Raw genomic sequence first — 15,406 nt, 5'->3', positions numbered from 1 at the left:
ATCTCCCTGCCCTGGAAAGCCATCGGCCTCCCCTTTATGCTTCCCGCAGCGCCACCGAAAAACCCCGGAAACGCCACGGACTGTCAACCAGTACTTCGGACCACCACCCCCACCGGATTGGAAAAGGGGGAAAGGAATTTCCCCGGGCCCCTACAGACGCCCATTTGCGGACCGTGCCGCCGTCAGTGCCAGGGCGGCTGAAATAAAGTTCCCATCATTCCAATCCAACTTCCGGTGTGCTCCGAATCACAGCAGACGTCCCGATGATGGGCCGTCACTGAGATGAGGAGAACTTTTACGATGTATAAGAAATCCGCTTTCCTGGTTGCACCGGCACTGGCCCTTGCAGCATTGACAATGTCCGGTGCCGGGGCCATGGCCGCCGACGGCGGCACCACCACCTACCAGGCCAACCTCGGAGCCGTCAACGGCAGCCATGCCAGTGGCACCGTCATGATCTCCCTGACCGGGGACCAGGCCACCGTCACCGAGAATGTCAGCGGGCTCGCCGCCACGTTCAACGGCGCACCCTACCCGCACGTGCAGCACATCCACATCGACGGGATGGGCACCTGCCCCACCGCCGCTGCAGACACCAACAAGGACGGTGTCATCAGCACCACCGAGGGCGGCGCCTCCTACGGCAAGATCGGCACCACCCTCTCCAGCAGCGGCGACACCAGCGACAAGGCCGCCCTGGACCTGAAGGTGGCCGGCATGGGCGCCTCCTACAACTACCAGCGCACCTTCACCATGAATGCCGCCACCATTGCCGCGCTCAAGGCAGGGACAGGCGTGGTGGTGGTCCACGGGCTGGACCCGGCAACGCTTCCGGCCGCGGCCCAAAAGGAAAAGAGCGACCTGGTTCCCAGCCTGCCGCTTGCCGCGACGTCCCCCGCCTTGTGCGGCACCGTTGTTGCATCCCAGATGGCCGCCATGCCCGGCGGGGCCCCCGGCACGGGCCTGGTGCAGACCGCGGCCCAAACCGGCGCAAGCACCTCACCGGACCTTGGCTTGATGGCCGGGGCCGGCGCGCTGGTCGTGGCGGCAGGGGCGTTTGTTGCCCTGCGCCGCAAGAAGACGGCGTCGAACTGACGGGGGCCTGATTGTCCATGAACAAGCACACCAGCCGCCGCGGGCGCCGCACTGCCTCCGCGGCGGCCGGGGTCCTGCTCACGGGCCTTCTTTTTGGCACCGCGGCCTGCGCCCCGCAAGGGGCACCGGCCGCGGCGCCGGCAGCCACCATGGTTGCGTCGGCGCCGTCGTGGGCGCCTTCCACAGCCGGTCCGACGCCGGATTCGGCGCCGTCCGCCGTTTCCCGGGCAGCCACGGGCGTGTCCGCCACGGCGTCGGCCGCAAGGCAGCCGGCCACCACCGGTCCCCTCCTGGACGCGTCCGTTCCGGTCCGCCTGGACGTGCCCGCGGTGGACATCCACACGGCGCTGGTCCCGCTGGGGCAGGCGGCCGATGGGAGCATGGACGTTCCCGGCGGGCAACCCGGCGATCCCGGGGGCTGGTACAAGTACTCGCCCACGCCGGGCCAGCTCGGCCCGGCAGTCATCCTGGGGCACGTCAACAACCTCGCGTCACCCCAGGGCCTGTTCTTCCGGCTGCACGAAATGAAACACGGGGAACAGTTCACGGTGACCCGGGCGGACCACACCGTGGCTGTTTTCCAGGTCGACAAGCTCGCGGAGGTCAAGAAGGCCACGTTTCCCACGCTGGCCGTCTACGGCAACACGAACCGCGCCGAAATCCGGCTCATCACCTGCGGCGGCTACGACGCCGCCACAGGTGTTTGGACCGAGAACACCGTCGTCTACGGCCACCTGGTATCCAGCCACAAGGCATAACCGCCACACAGCACGGGACAGCAGCGGCAAGGCACACCATCCGCACGGCCCCGGCCGGGCGGGAAAACAATTCAGGGGATCGGAAAATCATGGGCAAGCAAACAAACCTCATCGCCGCCAGTGTCCTGGCAGCCCTGCTGGGCCTGGCCGGCTGCGGCACGGCGGCGGCCACCGGCACCGGACCCGGGGTTGTTCCACCGGCCACCGCACCCGTATCCGTTGGCGCAGCCCCGGCCATGAACGGCTCCGGAAATGCGATGGCCGGGATGATCCACATTGACTCCGGCGCCTTCCGGGACGCGACGCCGGTCCTGCCAGGATCCATGGTCACCGTCATGAACATGGACCCGTCCGCCTATACCTTCACGTCAGACGACGGCCACAGCTTCAGCGTCACGGTCCCTGCCGGTGCCATGGTGGGCTTCAAGGCGCCCGGGAGGCCCGGAAGCTACCCGTTCCACTGCGGGGGCAAGGCCGGCAGCATGCGCGGCGTGCTGACCGTCCGCTGACCATCCACGCAACACCAAGGGCCGCAGCCGCGCAACACCAAGGCCCCCACCCCGGGAGGGAACCACCATGAAAACAAGAATCGCGCTCCTTGCCGGGATGGCGCTGGGCAGCGTCCTGCTGGGCGGTTGCGCTGCCGGGACGCCGGCACCGGTGGGCCTGAAACCCGCGGCATCGCAGGGACCTGCCTCCCGGCCGGACCCGGACCAGGGCTCCGCCACGCCGGCCGCCGCTGTGGCCGCCGGGACGCCTCCGGGCGCCGCTGCCATGGTGTGCTCCACGGAAGCCAGGTCAAATGTCACCAAGATCCTGGGACTTGCCGCCGTGCCCCGGACAACCGACACATGGGACGGCGGCAGGTACACGTGCAGCTACGCACTGCCGGAAGGAAAGTTCGCCATGACGGTCCAGGTGTTCCCGTCAGCCCCGGCGGCCGCTGCCGGCGCCAAGGCGCTGGCCGGCCCGCTGGACGCCGCACCCATCAAGGGCCTGTCAAACCTGGGGCTTCCCGGCTACCAGTCTGCGGCAGGCACCGTCGTCTTCGCCAAGGACAACTTCACCCTTGACGTGGACGCCACGAAATTGACCGCCACGGTTGGCGCCAACCAGGTGACACGGGCAGGATTCGCCTACCAGATGGCCACCACCATCCTGGCCTGCTGGAGCGAACACTAGCCGGCCCCGCCACCGCGCGGGCAACGCATTCCCGTTATCGGCCCCAACGGGGGCCGGGGGACACACCCGCCCTGCCGGTGGCACTGAATACCTTGCACCACTACTGATCGGAGCTTCGCATGTCAGCAAGGACTGAACACTTGAATCCCTTGTCCGCCGTGAACCAACGGGGGCTGGCGGGCGCGTCCCACGGGAATCCGCTGCGGACCGTGCTCGTGGCCGCACTGGTCGTGGTGGGCGCCGCCCACATTCCCGTCATACCGGACCACCTTCACGAAGCGCCCTACATCGGCGTCCTTTTCGTGTTGCTGGCGGCGGCCAGCTTTACGCTGGCCGGCGTCGTTGCCTTCCGTGGCACCCCGGAGGCCTGCATCCTCACCACCGCGGTGGAGGCCCTGGCCGTCACCGCCTACGTCATCTCACGTACGGCAGGGCTGCCCCTCATCGGCGACGACGTCGGCAACTGGCTCGAACCCCTCGGGGTGGTCTCCGTCGTCGCGGAGCTGGTGGCGTGCGTGGCCGCCGTCGCACTGTGCCGGAACATGCGTCGTCGGCGGGGTGCCCACACCGGCACGGCCCAGCGGCATCACCGCGGCCTCCGGTCAGCGGCCTGACCGATGGCTCAGGGGCCCGGGGCGGGCGCCGCTTCTTAGGCCGCGGCGGCCGGAGCGAAAACTTTTGCCTTCCCGCGGCCCGGCTAAACTGGGCCTGTGAATTACGACGACGAACCCGCCCTTTCCGAGCTGTCCGCCGCTGCGCAGGTGGCCGACGCCCACCCTGTCCTTGACCTGTCCGGCGACGTGGCCGCCCTGACGGCCGCCGTCATGGACATTGAAAGCGTCTCCGGCAATGAGGGTGCGCTCGCGGATGCCGTGGAGGCTGCCCTGCGCGCCCTGCCGCACCTTGAGGTGGTCCGCAACGGCGACGCCGTTGTTGCCCGGACGTCGCTGGGGCGTGCCGAGCGCGTCATCCTGGCCGGGCACATCGACACGGTCCCGTTGCCCACCGTGCCCGGTTCGCGCGGCACCGTGCCCAGTTCCTGGGACGGGGAGGCGTTGTACGGCCGTGGCGCCACGGACATGAAGGGCGGCGTTGCAGTCCAGCTGGCCCTGGCGGCGGCCGTGCGGGAACCCAGCAAGGACATCACCTTCATCTTTTACGACCACGAGGAAGTGGCGGCGGCCAAGAGCGGGCTGGGACGGCTGGTCCGCGAGAACCGCGAACTGCTCGACGCCGACTTCGGCATCCTGCTGGAACCCACCAACGGCACGGTGGAGGGCGGCTGCAACGGCACCATCCGTTTCGAGGCCACCACGCACGGGCTGGCCGCACATTCGGCGCGGGCCTGGATGGGGGAGAACGCCATCCACGCAGCGGCGCCCATCCTGTCCCGGCTGGCCGCCTACGAGCCCGCCACGGTCACCGTGGACGGACTGGACTACCGGGAGTCCATGAACGCCGTGAAGATCCACGGCGGCACGGCCGGCAACGTGATCCCGGATGCCTGCGTGGTCGAAATCAACTACCGCTTCGCCCCGGACAAGACCCCGGATGAGGCGGAGGCCCACGTGCGCGAGCTGCTCTCCGGCTTTGAGCTGGTGCGCACTGACTCCTCCGCCGGCGCCCGGCCGGGGCTCAATGCGCCCGCGGCGGCGTCGTTTGTGGCGGCCGTGGGCCGCGAACCGCTGCCCAAATACGGCTGGACCGATGTGGCGCGGCTGGGCGAGATCGGCATCCCGGCCGTCAACTTTGGCCCGGGCGATCCACTCCTGGCCCACAGCGACAACGAACACGTCGCCGCCGCCGACATCCGCGCCTGCCTGGCCGCACTCGCCCGCTGGCTGGGATAGAAGGCCGGCATGCACAAAGTAGGTCGCAGTTGTTGCGGTGGCAACCGGTTTCCCGGTGCCGAATTCTGCAACTACTGCGACCTACTTGGGGTTTGGGGCGTGGAGCGGGGTGTCAGCCGGCCATGCCGACCTTGGTCTTGACGACCCTGACGCGTGAGGACATCTTGGATTCGACCAGTTTGGCAATGCCGGACAGGATCAGGCACAGGCCCACGTAGACGACGGCCGTGACCATGAGCGCCGGGACCACGGGGGAGCCGTACTGGCCCTGGGAGCCCAGGAAGTTCGCGTAGTACAGGACCTCGTTGTACGTGATCAGGAAGCCGAGCGCGGTGTCCTTGAGGATGACCACCAGCTGCGAGATGATCACCGGCAGCATGGAACGGACAGCCTGCGGCAGCAGGATGATCCACTGCACCTGTCCCTTGGACAGGCCGACGGCGAGCCCCGCCTCGCGCTGGCCCTTGGGCAGCGATTCGATGCCGGCGCGGAACACCTCGGCCAGGACCGAGCCGTTGTACAGGATCAGCCCCACCACGACGGCGATGAACGGCGTGATGCCCTTGACGCCGGCGGACGGCAGGCCGTAGTACATGATCATCATCAGGATCAGGACGGGTATGGCGCGGAACAGCTCGGTGAACCAGTACGCCGGGAGCCGGACCCACGAGGAGTCCGCCAGGCGGCCAAAGGCGAGCACGATGCCCAGGACCAGGCTGCCGACCGCGGCCCAGGCAAACGCAACCAGGGTTGCCCCGATGGCGTTGAGGAATTGCTCCTGGACCCGGGGGAAGGTGAAGATTTCCCACTTCTTGGCCGTGAACTGGCCGGACTCGTAGAACCGGAACAGGATGAAGGCAATGATGCCGACCACCACGATGACGGTGGCGATGTTGAGGTAGGAATTGCGGGTGCGGGCCTTGGGGCCGGGCACGTCAAAGAGCACCGAACTCATCGGGCCACCCTCCACTTCTTCTCGAGGTAGCGTTGCAGCGGTGTCAGGATGCCCAGCACCAGCACCACAAAGATCAGGGCCACCCACAGCAGGCCCGGCAGCAGCGGCTCGCCGCGTTCACTGAGGTAGGCGCGGATGGCGCCGGCCTCAAGCACGGAAAAACCGGCGGCCACGGTTGTGTTTTTCAGCAGGGCGATGAACACGCTGAAAAGGGGCGGGACAACCGAGCGGAAGGCCTGCGGCAGCACGATCAGGGTCAGGGTCTGCATGAACGGCAGGCCGATGGCGCGGGCCGCCTCGGACTGGCCCACCGAGACGGTGTTGATGCCCGAGCGGATGGCCTCGGACACGTATGTTGCCGTATAGAGGGAGAGGCCGATGATGGCGGCGTTCATGAAGCTGATTTCCGGCAGGTCCAGCTTCGGGTAGCCGAGCGCAAAGAAGGCCAGGATCAGCGTCAGCGGCGTATTGCGGACCACGTTGACGTAAAACGTGCCGGCAGCGCGCATCGCAGGCGCGGGGGAAACCCTCATGCCGGCCACAACGGTGCCCAGGATCAGGGCAAAAAACGCCGAGATGGCAAAGAGGATCCCGGTGTTCTTGAACCCCGTCAGGAAGAGGTCGCTGTTGTCAATAATTACATTCACGGTGCGGGATCGCTTTCAGTGAATTGTCGAAAGGAAAAGGGACGGTGGCGGCTCCCCGGCACGGCCGTCAAGGCCCTGCCGGGGCGCCGCCACCGGGACAAGGACGGTTAGGACTGCTCAACCTTCGGCTGCTCAACCTTGGTGCCGGACTTGCCCAGGGTGTCGTCGTAGATCTTCGTCCACGTCGCGCCGCCGTCGGTCAGCGTCTTGTCCAGGAAGGTGCGCATCGCGGTGTCGCCCAGCGGCAGGCCGACGCCGTACTTCTCAACCGTGAAGGGCTTGCCCACGACTTTCAGGCCGTCCTGTGATGAGGCAAAGCCGAGCAGGATCGCCTGGTCCGTGGTGACGGCGTCAACGCTGCCGCTCTTGAGCGCATCGACACACTTGGAATAGATGTCAAACTCCACCGGGATGGCCTTGGGGAAGTTCTGGCGGATGTTCTGGATGGGCGTGGAACCGGTGGCGGAGCACACCTTCTTCCCGTCCAGGTCCTTCTCGCTCTTGATGGACGTGTTGTCCTTCGTCACCAGCAGGCCCTGGCCCGTGATGAAGTAGGGGCCGGCAAAGTCGACCAGCTTCTTGCGCTTGTCCGTGATGGAGTAGGTGCCCACGTAGAGGTCCACGTCGCCGTTGGCCAGGGCCGACTCACGGTTGGCGGAGGGAATGGCCTTGAACTGGATCTTGTCCTTGGGGATGCCGAGCGAGGCCGCCATCCAGGTGGCAATCTCAATGTCGAAGCCGCTGCGCTCGCCCGTTGCGGCATCCAGGTAGCCCAGGCCCGGCTGGTCTTCCTTGACGCCGATGCGGATGCTGCCGGCAGACTTGATCTTGTCATACGTGGGGCTGCCGGTCAGGGCGACGGTCTTGGCGACGTCAAAGTTGGGGCCGGCTGCGGCGTCACTGCTGCTGCCGCCGGCGCCGCCGCCGCCACAGGCGGAGAGGGCCAGGGCCGCAGCTGCGGCAATCGCCGCAACGCTGAGGCTTTTTCGAATGAAGAAGTTCTTCATGGGGTTCCTTTCATAAACGGCCGTCGGGCCGCTGGTGCGAGTGGAATATTGAGTGTGGTGGAACTACCCAAGGGGGAGGGGGCTCAGCCGTTGGTCAGGATCTTGGAGAGGAAGTCCTTGGCACGGGAGCTCTGCGGGTTGGTGAAGAATTCGTCGGGTGTCGCTTCCTCCACGATTTGGCCGTCGGCCATGAACACGACCCGGTCCGCGGCCTTGCGCGCAAACCCCATCTCGTGGGTGACCACCACCATGGTCATGCCTTCCCGGGCCAGTTCCACCATGACGTCCAGGACCTCGTTGATCATTTCCGGGTCCAGGGCGCTGGTGGGCTCGTCAAAGAGCATCACCTTGGGCTTCATGGCCAAGGCACGCGCAATGGCCACGCGCTGCTGCTGCCCGCCGGAAAGCTGGGCGGGCAGCTTGGCCGCCTGGTGGCCCACGCCAACGCGCTCCAACAGCGCAAGGGCCTGCTTCTCGGCGTCGGCCTTGGAAACGCCCTTGACCTTGATGGGGCCCAGGGTCACGTTTTCCAGGATCGTCTTGTGCGCAAACAGGTTGAAGGACTGGAAGACCATGCCGACGTCGGCGCGCAACGCGGCCAAGGCCTTGCCCTCCTTCGGCAGTTCCTCACCTTCAATGGTGATGGAACCGTCGTCGATGGTCTCGAGGCGGTTGATGGTGCGGCAGAGCGTGGATTTTCCCGAGCCGGAAGGCCCAATGACCACCACGACCTCTCCCTTGGTGACCTGCAAGTTGATGTCCTGCAGGACGTGGAGCGGGCCGTAGTGCTTGTTGACGGCCTTAAGCTCCACGAGGGCAGGTGCCTGTACGGGATTAGTCATGAAGTGAATCTATCCAAGATTCCGCGCGCAGGTAAAACTTTTCCACGGTTCGGCGCTGATCGTAACGCGTTTGATACCTGCCTCACATTTTTCCTGCCTGCGCGGGCGCCGGTTTCACGTAGCCTTATGGCATGAGTGCACCCACCGGATCCAGCAGGCCCTCCCGTCCCCTGAAGAAGCGCTTCGGCGCCTGGACGAAAGGCGCGCCCGCAGGGTCCACGGCGGATTCGAGGCTGCTGGCCACCCCGCCAAGCGGCGACTTCACGCACACCGACCCGTGGCGGGTCATGCGGATCCAAAGCGAATTCGTCCAGGGCTTCGACTCCCTGGCGGACATCGGACCGGCCATCAGCGTGTTTGGCTCCGCCCGCACCAAGCCCGACCACCGCCACTACCAGACCGGCGTGGAAGTGGGCCGTCTCCTGGTGGAAGCCGGCGTTGCCGTGATCACCGGCGGCGGACCCGGCTCCATGGAGGCGGCCAACCGCGGTGCCAGCGAGGCCGGCGGGCTGTCCATCGGGCTGGGGATCGAGCTGCCCTTCGAGCAGGGGATGAACCAGTGGGTGGGGCTGGGCGTGGACTTCCGCTACTTTTTCGCCCGCAAGACCATGTTCGTCAAGTACGCGCAGGGGTTCGTGGTCCTGCCCGGCGGCCTGGGCACCCTGGATGAGCTCTTTGAAGCCATGGTCCTGGTGCAGACCAACAAGGTCACCCAGTTTCCGATCGTCCTGGTGGACACGGCCTTCTGGTCGCCGCTGCTGGACTGGATCCGCGACACCATGGTGGCCGAGGGCCTGGTTTCCCCGGGCGACATGGACATCATCCAGCTGGCCGACACCCCCGAGCAGGCCGTGGCCCTGGTCATGGCCGGCGACGCCGGCACGAAGGTCGCCGCGGGCTGAGCCGGCACTGCTGTCCCGGCACTGCTGATCTGGCACTGCTGATCTGGCACCATGGAGGGGTGAGCTATTTCCTGATCTTCCTCGCCGTCATGCTCGCCGCAGCGGTGGCCGTGTATGTGGTGGGGCTCAAGCGGCCGGCCGGTGACATTTACGCGGACGGGCTGGAAGCGCCCGTGTCCGGCCTGCCGCCGGTGCTGCTGCCCGCCGTCCCGGCCCCCGCCGACGTGGACCACGTCCGCTTTGGCCTTGGCCTGCGCGGCTACCGCATGGACCAGGTGGACGAGGTCCTGGACCGGCTGCGGGACGAACTGGCCGCAAGGGACGCGCGGATCGCCGAGCTGGAGGCGGCCGTGCCCGCCGTACAGCACGACGCCGCCGACGGCGGGAACCCCGCCGATGCCCCTTCCGGGGCACCCGCCGACGGCGGCCGGGCCGCCCCGGGGGACGCGTCCGGCGTCGAGCCTGGGAAGGAATCCTGAGCATGGCCAACGTGGTGGTGGGGACGGACGGGAAGGCGCGGTGCGCCTGGGCCGGCATCGAATCCGACGAGCTGTACCAGCGCTACCACGACGAGGAGTGGGGCCGGCCGGTCGCCGGGGAGCGCGAGCTTTTTGAACGGCTCAGCCTGGAGGCCTTCCAGTCGGGCCTGAGCTGGATCACCATCCTGCGCAAGCGTGGCGCCTTCCGGGCAGCCTTTGCCAACTTTGAACCGGCGGCCGTGGCGGGGTTCGGGCCGGCGGACATCGAGCGGCTCATGGCCGACGCGGGCATTGTGCGCAACCTGATGAAGATCAAGGCCACCATCGGCAACGCGCAGGCCATTTTGGCGCTGCCGGACGGCACCACCCTCGGCTCGCTGCTGCAGGCGCACGCCCCGGCCCCGCGGCCGGCGGGCGGGCCGGTTCCGGCGAAAACGGCCGAATCGGCGGCGCTGGCCAAGGCCCTGAAAAAATTGGGCTTTGCCTTCGTGGGGCCCACCACCGCCTACGCCATGATGCAGGCCGTGGGCCTGGCCAACGACCACCAGCCCGGCTGTTGGGTGGCCGAAGCCCTGACGCGGCCGTGACGGCAGGTGCCGGCCGGGCGCTGGTGCAGGGGCGGGGCGGTTCCACGGTCAACGGGCTGATCCACGCCGCGCTGCGCCGGTGGCTGGCACCCCTGCGCCGGGCGCCGTGGTGGGTGAAGGTTTCCCTGCTGTACGGCGCAGCCAGGCTGGTCTCCTTCGGCATCCTGGCCGGGGCCGGATACCACGCCGCGGAATCGCCCTGGTCCGGTGCCCGTCCGGACTACCTCACCTTCATCGACCGCTGGGACGCCGGCTGGTACGAGCGCATCTTCGACGGCGGGTACCCGTCCGGCATCCCGCGCAACCCGGACGGCACGGCCCAGCCCAACCAATGGGCCTTCTACCCCCTGTTCCCCCTGCTGGTGCGCGGGCTCAATGCCGTGACCGCGCTGCCGTGGGCGGTGGCGGGCCCGCTGGTGGCCACCGCCGCCGGGTTCGCCGCGGCCCTGGTCATCTACCGGCTGTTCCGCCGCGTTGCCGCGCCGGCCACGTCCCTGTGGGGCGTGGGGTTCTTTGCCGTGTTCCCGGCGTCGCCTGTTCTGCAGGTGGCCTATGCGGAGTCGCTGGGCACCTTCCTGCTCGCCGCCGCACTTCTGATGCTCACCGGTCGCCGCTACCGTGCGGCCGTGCCCGTGGTGGTGCTGCTGTGCCTGGCGCGGCCGGCAGGGGTGCCGTTTGCCGCCGTCGTCGGTGCCCACCTGGCCCTGCGCTGGGTGCGGCGGCGCCGGGACCCGTTCCCGCCGCGCGAAGCGGCCGCCGGCGTGGTGCTGCTGGCGGTCAGCACGTTCATGGCTTTCGCCTGGATGCTGGCCGCGTGGTGGGCAACGGGGGAGCCCAGCGCCTACACGGACACCGAAACGGCGTGGCGTGGCACCCACCTGGTGCTGTTCAAGCCCTGGTTCGACGCAGGTGTCCAGCTGGCGGGCCCGTTCTGGGGTCCGCTGCTGCCGGTCCTTTTCGTGGCGCTGGCCGCCCTGTACCTTAACTCGCAGGCCGTGCGGCGCCTCGGCACCGAGCTGCGTGTGTGGTGTGCCGTGTACCTGGCCTATCTGCTGGCCGTCCTGGACCCGCAGTCCAGCTCGTTCCGGATGATGCTTCCGCTGTTCCCCCTGGCGCTCGCCGCCGCGTTCATTTCCCGCGCCAGGGCGTACCGCTGGGCCGTGGTGGTGATGTTCACGGCGCTGCAACTTGTGTGGGTTGTGTGGCTGTGGCAGTATTCGGCCGTCAGCAACGGGCAGGCCTGGCCGCCGTGACGAACCATGGCTTTTGCGCGCCGCCCGGGGGACCGCCGATTAGGACCCGGCACCGGAAATACGGAATAATGGGTTGTGAGCGATACAACACGAACCTGCATGTGGGGAATGCCCCGCAGGCCTGTGGGTTCGAACTATGAAAAGGGGAAGTCCTGATGGCGGCCATGAAACCCAGAACCGGCGACGGTCCGATGGAAGTGACCAAGGAAGGGCGAAGCCTGATCCTGCGGCTCCCGCTGGAAGGCGGCGGACGCCTTGTGGTGGAAATGAACGCAGACGAGGCCAGCAGCCTCAAGGAGTGCCTGGTGGGCGTGACCGAATAACGGTGTCAACCACCAACGATTTACCTGCGGGGCGGCCAAGCTGCCCCGCTTGGCGTTTAATGGGGGCGCCGGTCCCGGGTCCCTAGCGTTTGACGGCGAGCAGCAGCCCGTCGCCGGTGGGCAACATTGCCGAGACCAGCCCGTCGTGCTCGCGGACCATCTTGCCGACCTTGCGCAGCACCACGGTGTTGCTTTCGCGGATGGCGGGGTCGGAGACGCGGTCCTTGTCCAGGGCGTCGTTGACCACCAGCAGCCCGCCGGACTTCAGCAGCCGGATGGCCTGCTCGACGTAGTTGGGGAAGCTGGGCTTGTCGGCGTCGATGAAGACCAGGTCGTACGCGGCGTCGGTCAGCCGGGGCAGCACATCCTGGCCGCGGCCCGAGATGGTGCGCGTCCGGTTGGCGGGGGAGCCGGATTCGATGAACGCCTCGCGGGCGGCCTTGAGGTGGTCGACGTCGGGGTCGATCGTGGTCAGCACGGCACGGGGCCCCAGCCCGCGCAGCAGTGAGACGCCCGAAACCCCGGCGCCCGTGCCGACCTCCACGGCCGTCTGCGCCTTGGACGTCGCGGCCAGGACCGTCAGTGCCGCTGCCACGCCGTGGGTGACGGGAAACAAGCCCAGCTCATGCGAGCGTTCGCGGGCGCGGCGCAGGACGTCGTCTTCCACGGGGAGGCCCTCCGCGTAGGACCAACTGGTGGACTTGTCGGCGCTCATGGGTGCTGTTTTCCTAAACTGTTGCGGTGGATTCCTCTAGCCTACTGCCTGCGCCGTGGGCTGAATTTCCCTTTTGCACAGCAAATAGCCAGATTCTTTTGGCACAATATGGTAACCCGGTGGCAATTCGCCGGGGAGGTTTACACAAGCCGCAAGGATAGAGGTGCAGACATGGGTTCCGCCCCCAGCCCCGCCGTTTCTGCTGCCGACCCGCAGTGGACCCCACCGTCGTGGGACGAAGTGGTCACCAACCACTCGGCCAAGGTGTTCCGCCTCGCCTACCGCCTGACCGGCAACAAGTTCGACGCCGAGGACCTCACCCAGGAGGTGTTTGTCCGGGCGTTCCGTTCACTGTCAAAGTTCAAGCCCGGCACCCTGGACGGCTGGCTGCACCGCATCACCACCAACCTGTTCCTGGACCAGGCGCGCCGCAAGCAGCGGATCCGCTTCGACCCCCTGGCCGACGATGCCGAGTCGCGGTTGGCCGGCTCCGACCCGGGGCCCGAACGCACCTTTGAATTCAACAACCTCGACGTGGACATCGCCGCCGCGCTGGAGGCGCTGCCGCCGGACTTCCGCGCCGCCGTCGTGCTGTGCGACATGGAAGGCCTCTCCTACGACGAGGTGGCCCACGCCCTGGACATCAAGCTGGGCACCGTCCGTTCCCGCATCCACCGGGGGCGGGCCATGCTGCGCGAGTCGCTGGCGGATTTGGCGCCGGGACGGGGGCGGGATGTCCGGCAGCCGAAGAAGCCGCTGCTGAAGCTGCCCCGGATCGCCGGTGTCCACTAGGCGCCGTCCCGGGCGCAGGCCGAACGGCGCCCGGGCCACGGGGTGTTCGGAATCGTTGCTTTTAGTCCGGAGAGGGTAATCTTCCTAACGTGTTTGGTATCAATACCCCCGAGCTGCTCCTGATTGTCATTGTGGCAGTCCTAGTGATCGGGCCTAAGCGTCTTCCCGGGTATGTGGAGAAACTGAAGAACCTCATCCGCGAGGTCCGCAGGATGGCTTCCGGCGCGCGTGAAACCATCAAGGAAGAGTCCGGGCTGGACATCGACGAGATTGACTGGAAGAAGCTGGATCCCCGCCAGTACGATCCCCGGCGCATCATCCGCGAGGCGCTCCTGGACGACGACGACATTGATGCCTTCAATTCATTCAAGGCGGCCCCCGGTGCCGCCATTGCCTCGATGATGGGCAAGGACAGCGACGAAAAGCCCGTGGAAGCATCGGCGCCCGCCCGGGTGGTGGAGCGCCTGGCCGAAGGCCAGCGGGCCCCCTTCGACCTGGAAGCCACCTGACCCCACCGACGCTCGGTTGCAACCGGGGGTCTTTTCCCCGGCCCTCCCGCACGATCGGGGGTCTTTTTTCCAACGCTCCCGCACCCGTGGGGCATTTCGTGGGCCGTGCTGCGTGAGGTGGTGTTTCACCTGCCACCTGCCGGACAGCGCTCCCGACGTGGTGCCGTGGCGGACCTGTTTGATTCCCCTGTGGCGGGGGCATTGGCGGTCGAGCGCCGGCGTAGTTCCTGATGGAAGCTGAGGGAGCGCAGGGGCTGGAGCGCTGAACCGGCCATGTGGCGCAATCGTTTCCGGGGCGTCCCGTCGCAGGCTGGGGCATGGAAACGGAACTGCTGGAGGGCCGGGGAAAACACCCCCGGTTGCAACCGGGGGTTGGGGTTAGCGCGGGGTGACGCCCAGGTGCAGGCCGGACAGGCCGCGGGGTCGGACGGCCAGTTTGCCGGCAATGTCCAGCAGTGCCGCGGCGGACGGTGATTCCGGGTTGGCCAGCACGATCGGCGCGCCGATGTCCCCGCCTTCCCGCAGCGCAACATCCAGCGGAATCTGGCCCAGCAGCTCCACCGTGGCGTTGACGGTCTGGCTGAGCCGCGTGGCCAGCACCTCGCCGCCGCCGGAGCCGAACAGTTCCATGGTGCTGCCGTCGGGGAGTGTCAAAAATGACATGTTCTCAACCACGCCGGCCACTTTTTGGCCTGTCTGCACGGCGATCGCCCCGGCCCGCTCGGCGACGTCCGCGGCGGCTGCCTGCGGGGTCGTCACCACCAGGATCTCCGCCCTGGGCAGCAGTTGTGCCACGGAGATTGCCACGTCCCCGGTGCCGGGCGGCAGGTCAAGGAACAGGACGTCGAGGTCACCAAAATAAACGTCGGTCAGGAACTGCTCCAGCGCCCGGTGCAGCATGGGCCCGCGCCAGGCGACGGGCTGGTTGCCGGTGACGAACATGCCGATGGAAATGACCTTGACGTCGTGCGCGACGGGAGGCAGGATCATTTCGTCCACCCGCGTGGGTGCCTGCGTGATGCCCATGAGCGCCGGCACGGAAAAGCCGTAAATGTCCGCATCCACGATGCCCACGCGCAGCCCCTTGGCGGCCAGGGCGCAGGCCAGGTTGACCGTCACCGAGGACTTGCCGACTCCGCCCTTGCCGCTGGCCACGGCATAGACCCGCGTCAGCGACGACTCCTCGTTGAACGGGATGCCGCGCTTGGGGTTGGTGCCCTGGAGCATTTCCTTCAGCCCGGCACGCTGTTCGGCCGTCATGACCGTCAGGTCCACGTCCACGTCCGTGACGCCGTCCACCGCCATCAAGGCGGCGGCCGCGTCCCGGGTGATGGTCCCGCGCAGCGGGCACCCCGCAACGGTGAGCCGGACGACGGCGCGTACCCGGCCGCCGTCGTCCGCCGCCACCGATTCGACCATGCCCAGCTCCGTGATGGGCCGGCGCAGCTCGGGGTCGATGACCGTGGCGAGGGCGGCCTGGAGGGATTCGGGGGACGGGGCGGACATGCGG

The 15,406-nt window shown here is 67.6% G+C and carries 19 protein-coding genes; 13 read left to right on the top strand and 6 right to left on the bottom strand.

Going from position 1 to position 15,406, the window contains the following annotated elements:
- The first annotated feature begins 300 nt into the window (after positions 1-300).
- The 6 genes from MMF96_RS15320 to dapE all read left to right on the top strand — a co-directional run bounded on the left by MMF96_RS15320 (position 301) and on the right by dapE (position 4,885).
- Complete coding sequence (locus tag MMF96_RS15320; protein ID WP_176617532.1) at positions 301-1,095, top strand: LPXTG cell wall anchor domain-containing protein; 795 nt, start codon at positions 301-303, stop codon at positions 1,093-1,095.
- 17 nt (positions 1,096-1,112) lie between these two features.
- Positions 1,113-1,853 (top strand): sortase domain-bontaining protein, encoded by a 741-nt coding sequence (locus MMF96_RS15315; protein ID WP_256884020.1) that lies wholly within the window; start codon positions 1,113-1,115, stop codon positions 1,851-1,853.
- An 89-nt stretch (positions 1,854-1,942) separates the two neighbouring features.
- On the top strand, positions 1,943-2,362 hold the full coding sequence (locus tag MMF96_RS15310) for a hypothetical protein (RefSeq protein WP_218063192.1): 420 nt from the start codon (positions 1,943-1,945) through the stop codon (positions 2,360-2,362).
- A 67-nt stretch (positions 2,363-2,429) separates the two neighbouring features.
- Positions 2,430-3,035 carry a hypothetical protein gene (locus MMF96_RS15305; RefSeq protein WP_256884019.1) on the top strand — a complete coding sequence of 202 codons (606 nt, stop codon included), beginning with the start codon at positions 2,430-2,432 and terminating at the stop codon, positions 3,033-3,035.
- Positions 3,036-3,175: 140 nt separating this feature from the next.
- Entirely contained in the window at positions 3,176-3,649 is a 474-nt protein-coding gene (locus MMF96_RS15300; RefSeq protein ID WP_256884018.1) for a hypothetical protein, read from the top strand.
- Positions 3,650-3,796: 147 nt separating this feature from the next.
- Positions 3,797-4,885, top strand: coding sequence for a succinyl-diaminopimelate desuccinylase (gene dapE, locus MMF96_RS15295; RefSeq protein ID WP_256884023.1), 1,089 nt, complete (start codon positions 3,797-3,799; stop codon positions 4,883-4,885).
- Between the two features lie 112 nt (positions 4,886-4,997).
- On the opposite strand, the gene MMF96_RS15290 is transcribed toward dapE, so the two are convergent.
- The 4 genes from MMF96_RS15290 to MMF96_RS15275 form a co-directional block, all read right to left on the bottom strand.
- Complete coding sequence (locus MMF96_RS15290) at positions 4,998-5,840, bottom strand: amino acid ABC transporter permease (protein ID WP_176617536.1); 843 nt, start codon at positions 5,838-5,840, stop codon at positions 4,998-5,000.
- Positions 5,837-6,487, bottom strand: a complete 651-nt coding sequence (locus tag MMF96_RS15285; RefSeq protein WP_176617537.1) for an amino acid ABC transporter permease — start codon at positions 6,485-6,487, stop codon at positions 5,837-5,839. The genes MMF96_RS15290 and MMF96_RS15285 overlap by 4 nt, the downstream gene beginning before the upstream one ends.
- Before the next feature lie 107 nt (positions 6,488-6,594).
- Entirely contained in the window at positions 6,595-7,494 is a 900-nt protein-coding gene (locus MMF96_RS15280) for a glutamate ABC transporter substrate-binding protein (RefSeq protein WP_176617538.1), read from the bottom strand.
- 83 nt (positions 7,495-7,577) lie between these two features.
- Positions 7,578-8,336, bottom strand: coding sequence for an amino acid ABC transporter ATP-binding protein (locus MMF96_RS15275; protein WP_176617539.1), 759 nt, complete (start codon positions 8,334-8,336; stop codon positions 7,578-7,580).
- A 131-nt stretch (positions 8,337-8,467) separates the two neighbouring features.
- Between MMF96_RS15275 and MMF96_RS15270 the strand changes: the two genes are divergently transcribed.
- From MMF96_RS15270 to MMF96_RS15250, 5 genes are all read left to right on the top strand, one after another.
- Positions 8,468-9,238 carry a TIGR00730 family Rossman fold protein gene (locus MMF96_RS15270; RefSeq protein WP_176617540.1) on the top strand — a complete coding sequence of 257 codons (771 nt, stop codon included), beginning with the start codon at positions 8,468-8,470 and terminating at the stop codon, positions 9,236-9,238.
- 59 nt (positions 9,239-9,297) lie between these two features.
- Positions 9,298-9,717, top strand: a complete 420-nt coding sequence (locus tag MMF96_RS15265) for a DivIVA domain-containing protein (protein ID WP_176617541.1) — start codon at positions 9,298-9,300, stop codon at positions 9,715-9,717.
- Between the two features lie 2 nt (positions 9,718-9,719).
- Positions 9,720-10,304, top strand: a complete 585-nt coding sequence (locus MMF96_RS15260) for a DNA-3-methyladenine glycosylase I (RefSeq protein WP_256884017.1) — start codon at positions 9,720-9,722, stop codon at positions 10,302-10,304.
- Positions 10,301-11,557: a hypothetical protein gene (locus MMF96_RS15255; protein WP_256884016.1), complete on the top strand. Its 1,257-nt coding sequence runs from the start codon at positions 10,301-10,303 to the stop codon at positions 11,555-11,557. The genes MMF96_RS15260 and MMF96_RS15255 overlap by 4 nt, the downstream gene beginning before the upstream one ends.
- Before the next feature lie 155 nt (positions 11,558-11,712).
- Positions 11,713-11,880, top strand: a complete 168-nt coding sequence (locus MMF96_RS15250; RefSeq protein ID WP_082369385.1) for a DUF3117 domain-containing protein — start codon at positions 11,713-11,715, stop codon at positions 11,878-11,880.
- Between the two features lie 82 nt (positions 11,881-11,962).
- Here the strand turns inward: MMF96_RS15250 and MMF96_RS15245 are convergent, their stop codons facing one another.
- Positions 11,963-12,595: an O-methyltransferase gene (locus MMF96_RS15245; RefSeq protein WP_176617543.1), complete on the bottom strand. Its 633-nt coding sequence runs from the start codon at positions 12,593-12,595 to the stop codon at positions 11,963-11,965.
- Between the two features lie 171 nt (positions 12,596-12,766).
- On the opposite strand from MMF96_RS15245, the gene sigE reads away from it, so the two are divergent.
- Both sigE and MMF96_RS15235 read left to right on the top strand, forming a co-directional pair.
- Positions 12,767-13,387 carry an RNA polymerase sigma factor SigE gene (sigE, locus tag MMF96_RS15240; RefSeq protein ID WP_176617544.1) on the top strand — a complete coding sequence of 207 codons (621 nt, stop codon included), beginning with the start codon at positions 12,767-12,769 and terminating at the stop codon, positions 13,385-13,387.
- A gap of 89 nt (positions 13,388-13,476) precedes the next feature.
- The gene (locus MMF96_RS15235; protein WP_176617545.1) at positions 13,477-13,896 is read left to right on the top strand and encodes a twin-arginine translocase TatA/TatE family subunit; all 420 of its coding nucleotides are present in this window, start codon (positions 13,477-13,479) and stop codon (positions 13,894-13,896) included.
- A 378-nt stretch (positions 13,897-14,274) separates the two neighbouring features.
- Here the strand turns inward: MMF96_RS15235 and MMF96_RS15230 are convergent, their stop codons facing one another.
- Entirely contained in the window at positions 14,275-15,402 is a 1,128-nt protein-coding gene (locus MMF96_RS15230; RefSeq protein WP_256884015.1) for an Mrp/NBP35 family ATP-binding protein, read from the bottom strand.
- Positions 15,403-15,406: the final 4 nt, after the last annotated feature.

The sequence above is a fragment of the Arthrobacter sp. STN4 genome (assembly GCF_024539665.1).
Lineage (GTDB): Bacteria > Actinomycetota > Actinomycetes > Actinomycetales > Micrococcaceae > Specibacter.
Note: the sequence above shows the minus strand (reverse complement) of the source record. Positions and strands in the feature narration are given on the sequence as shown.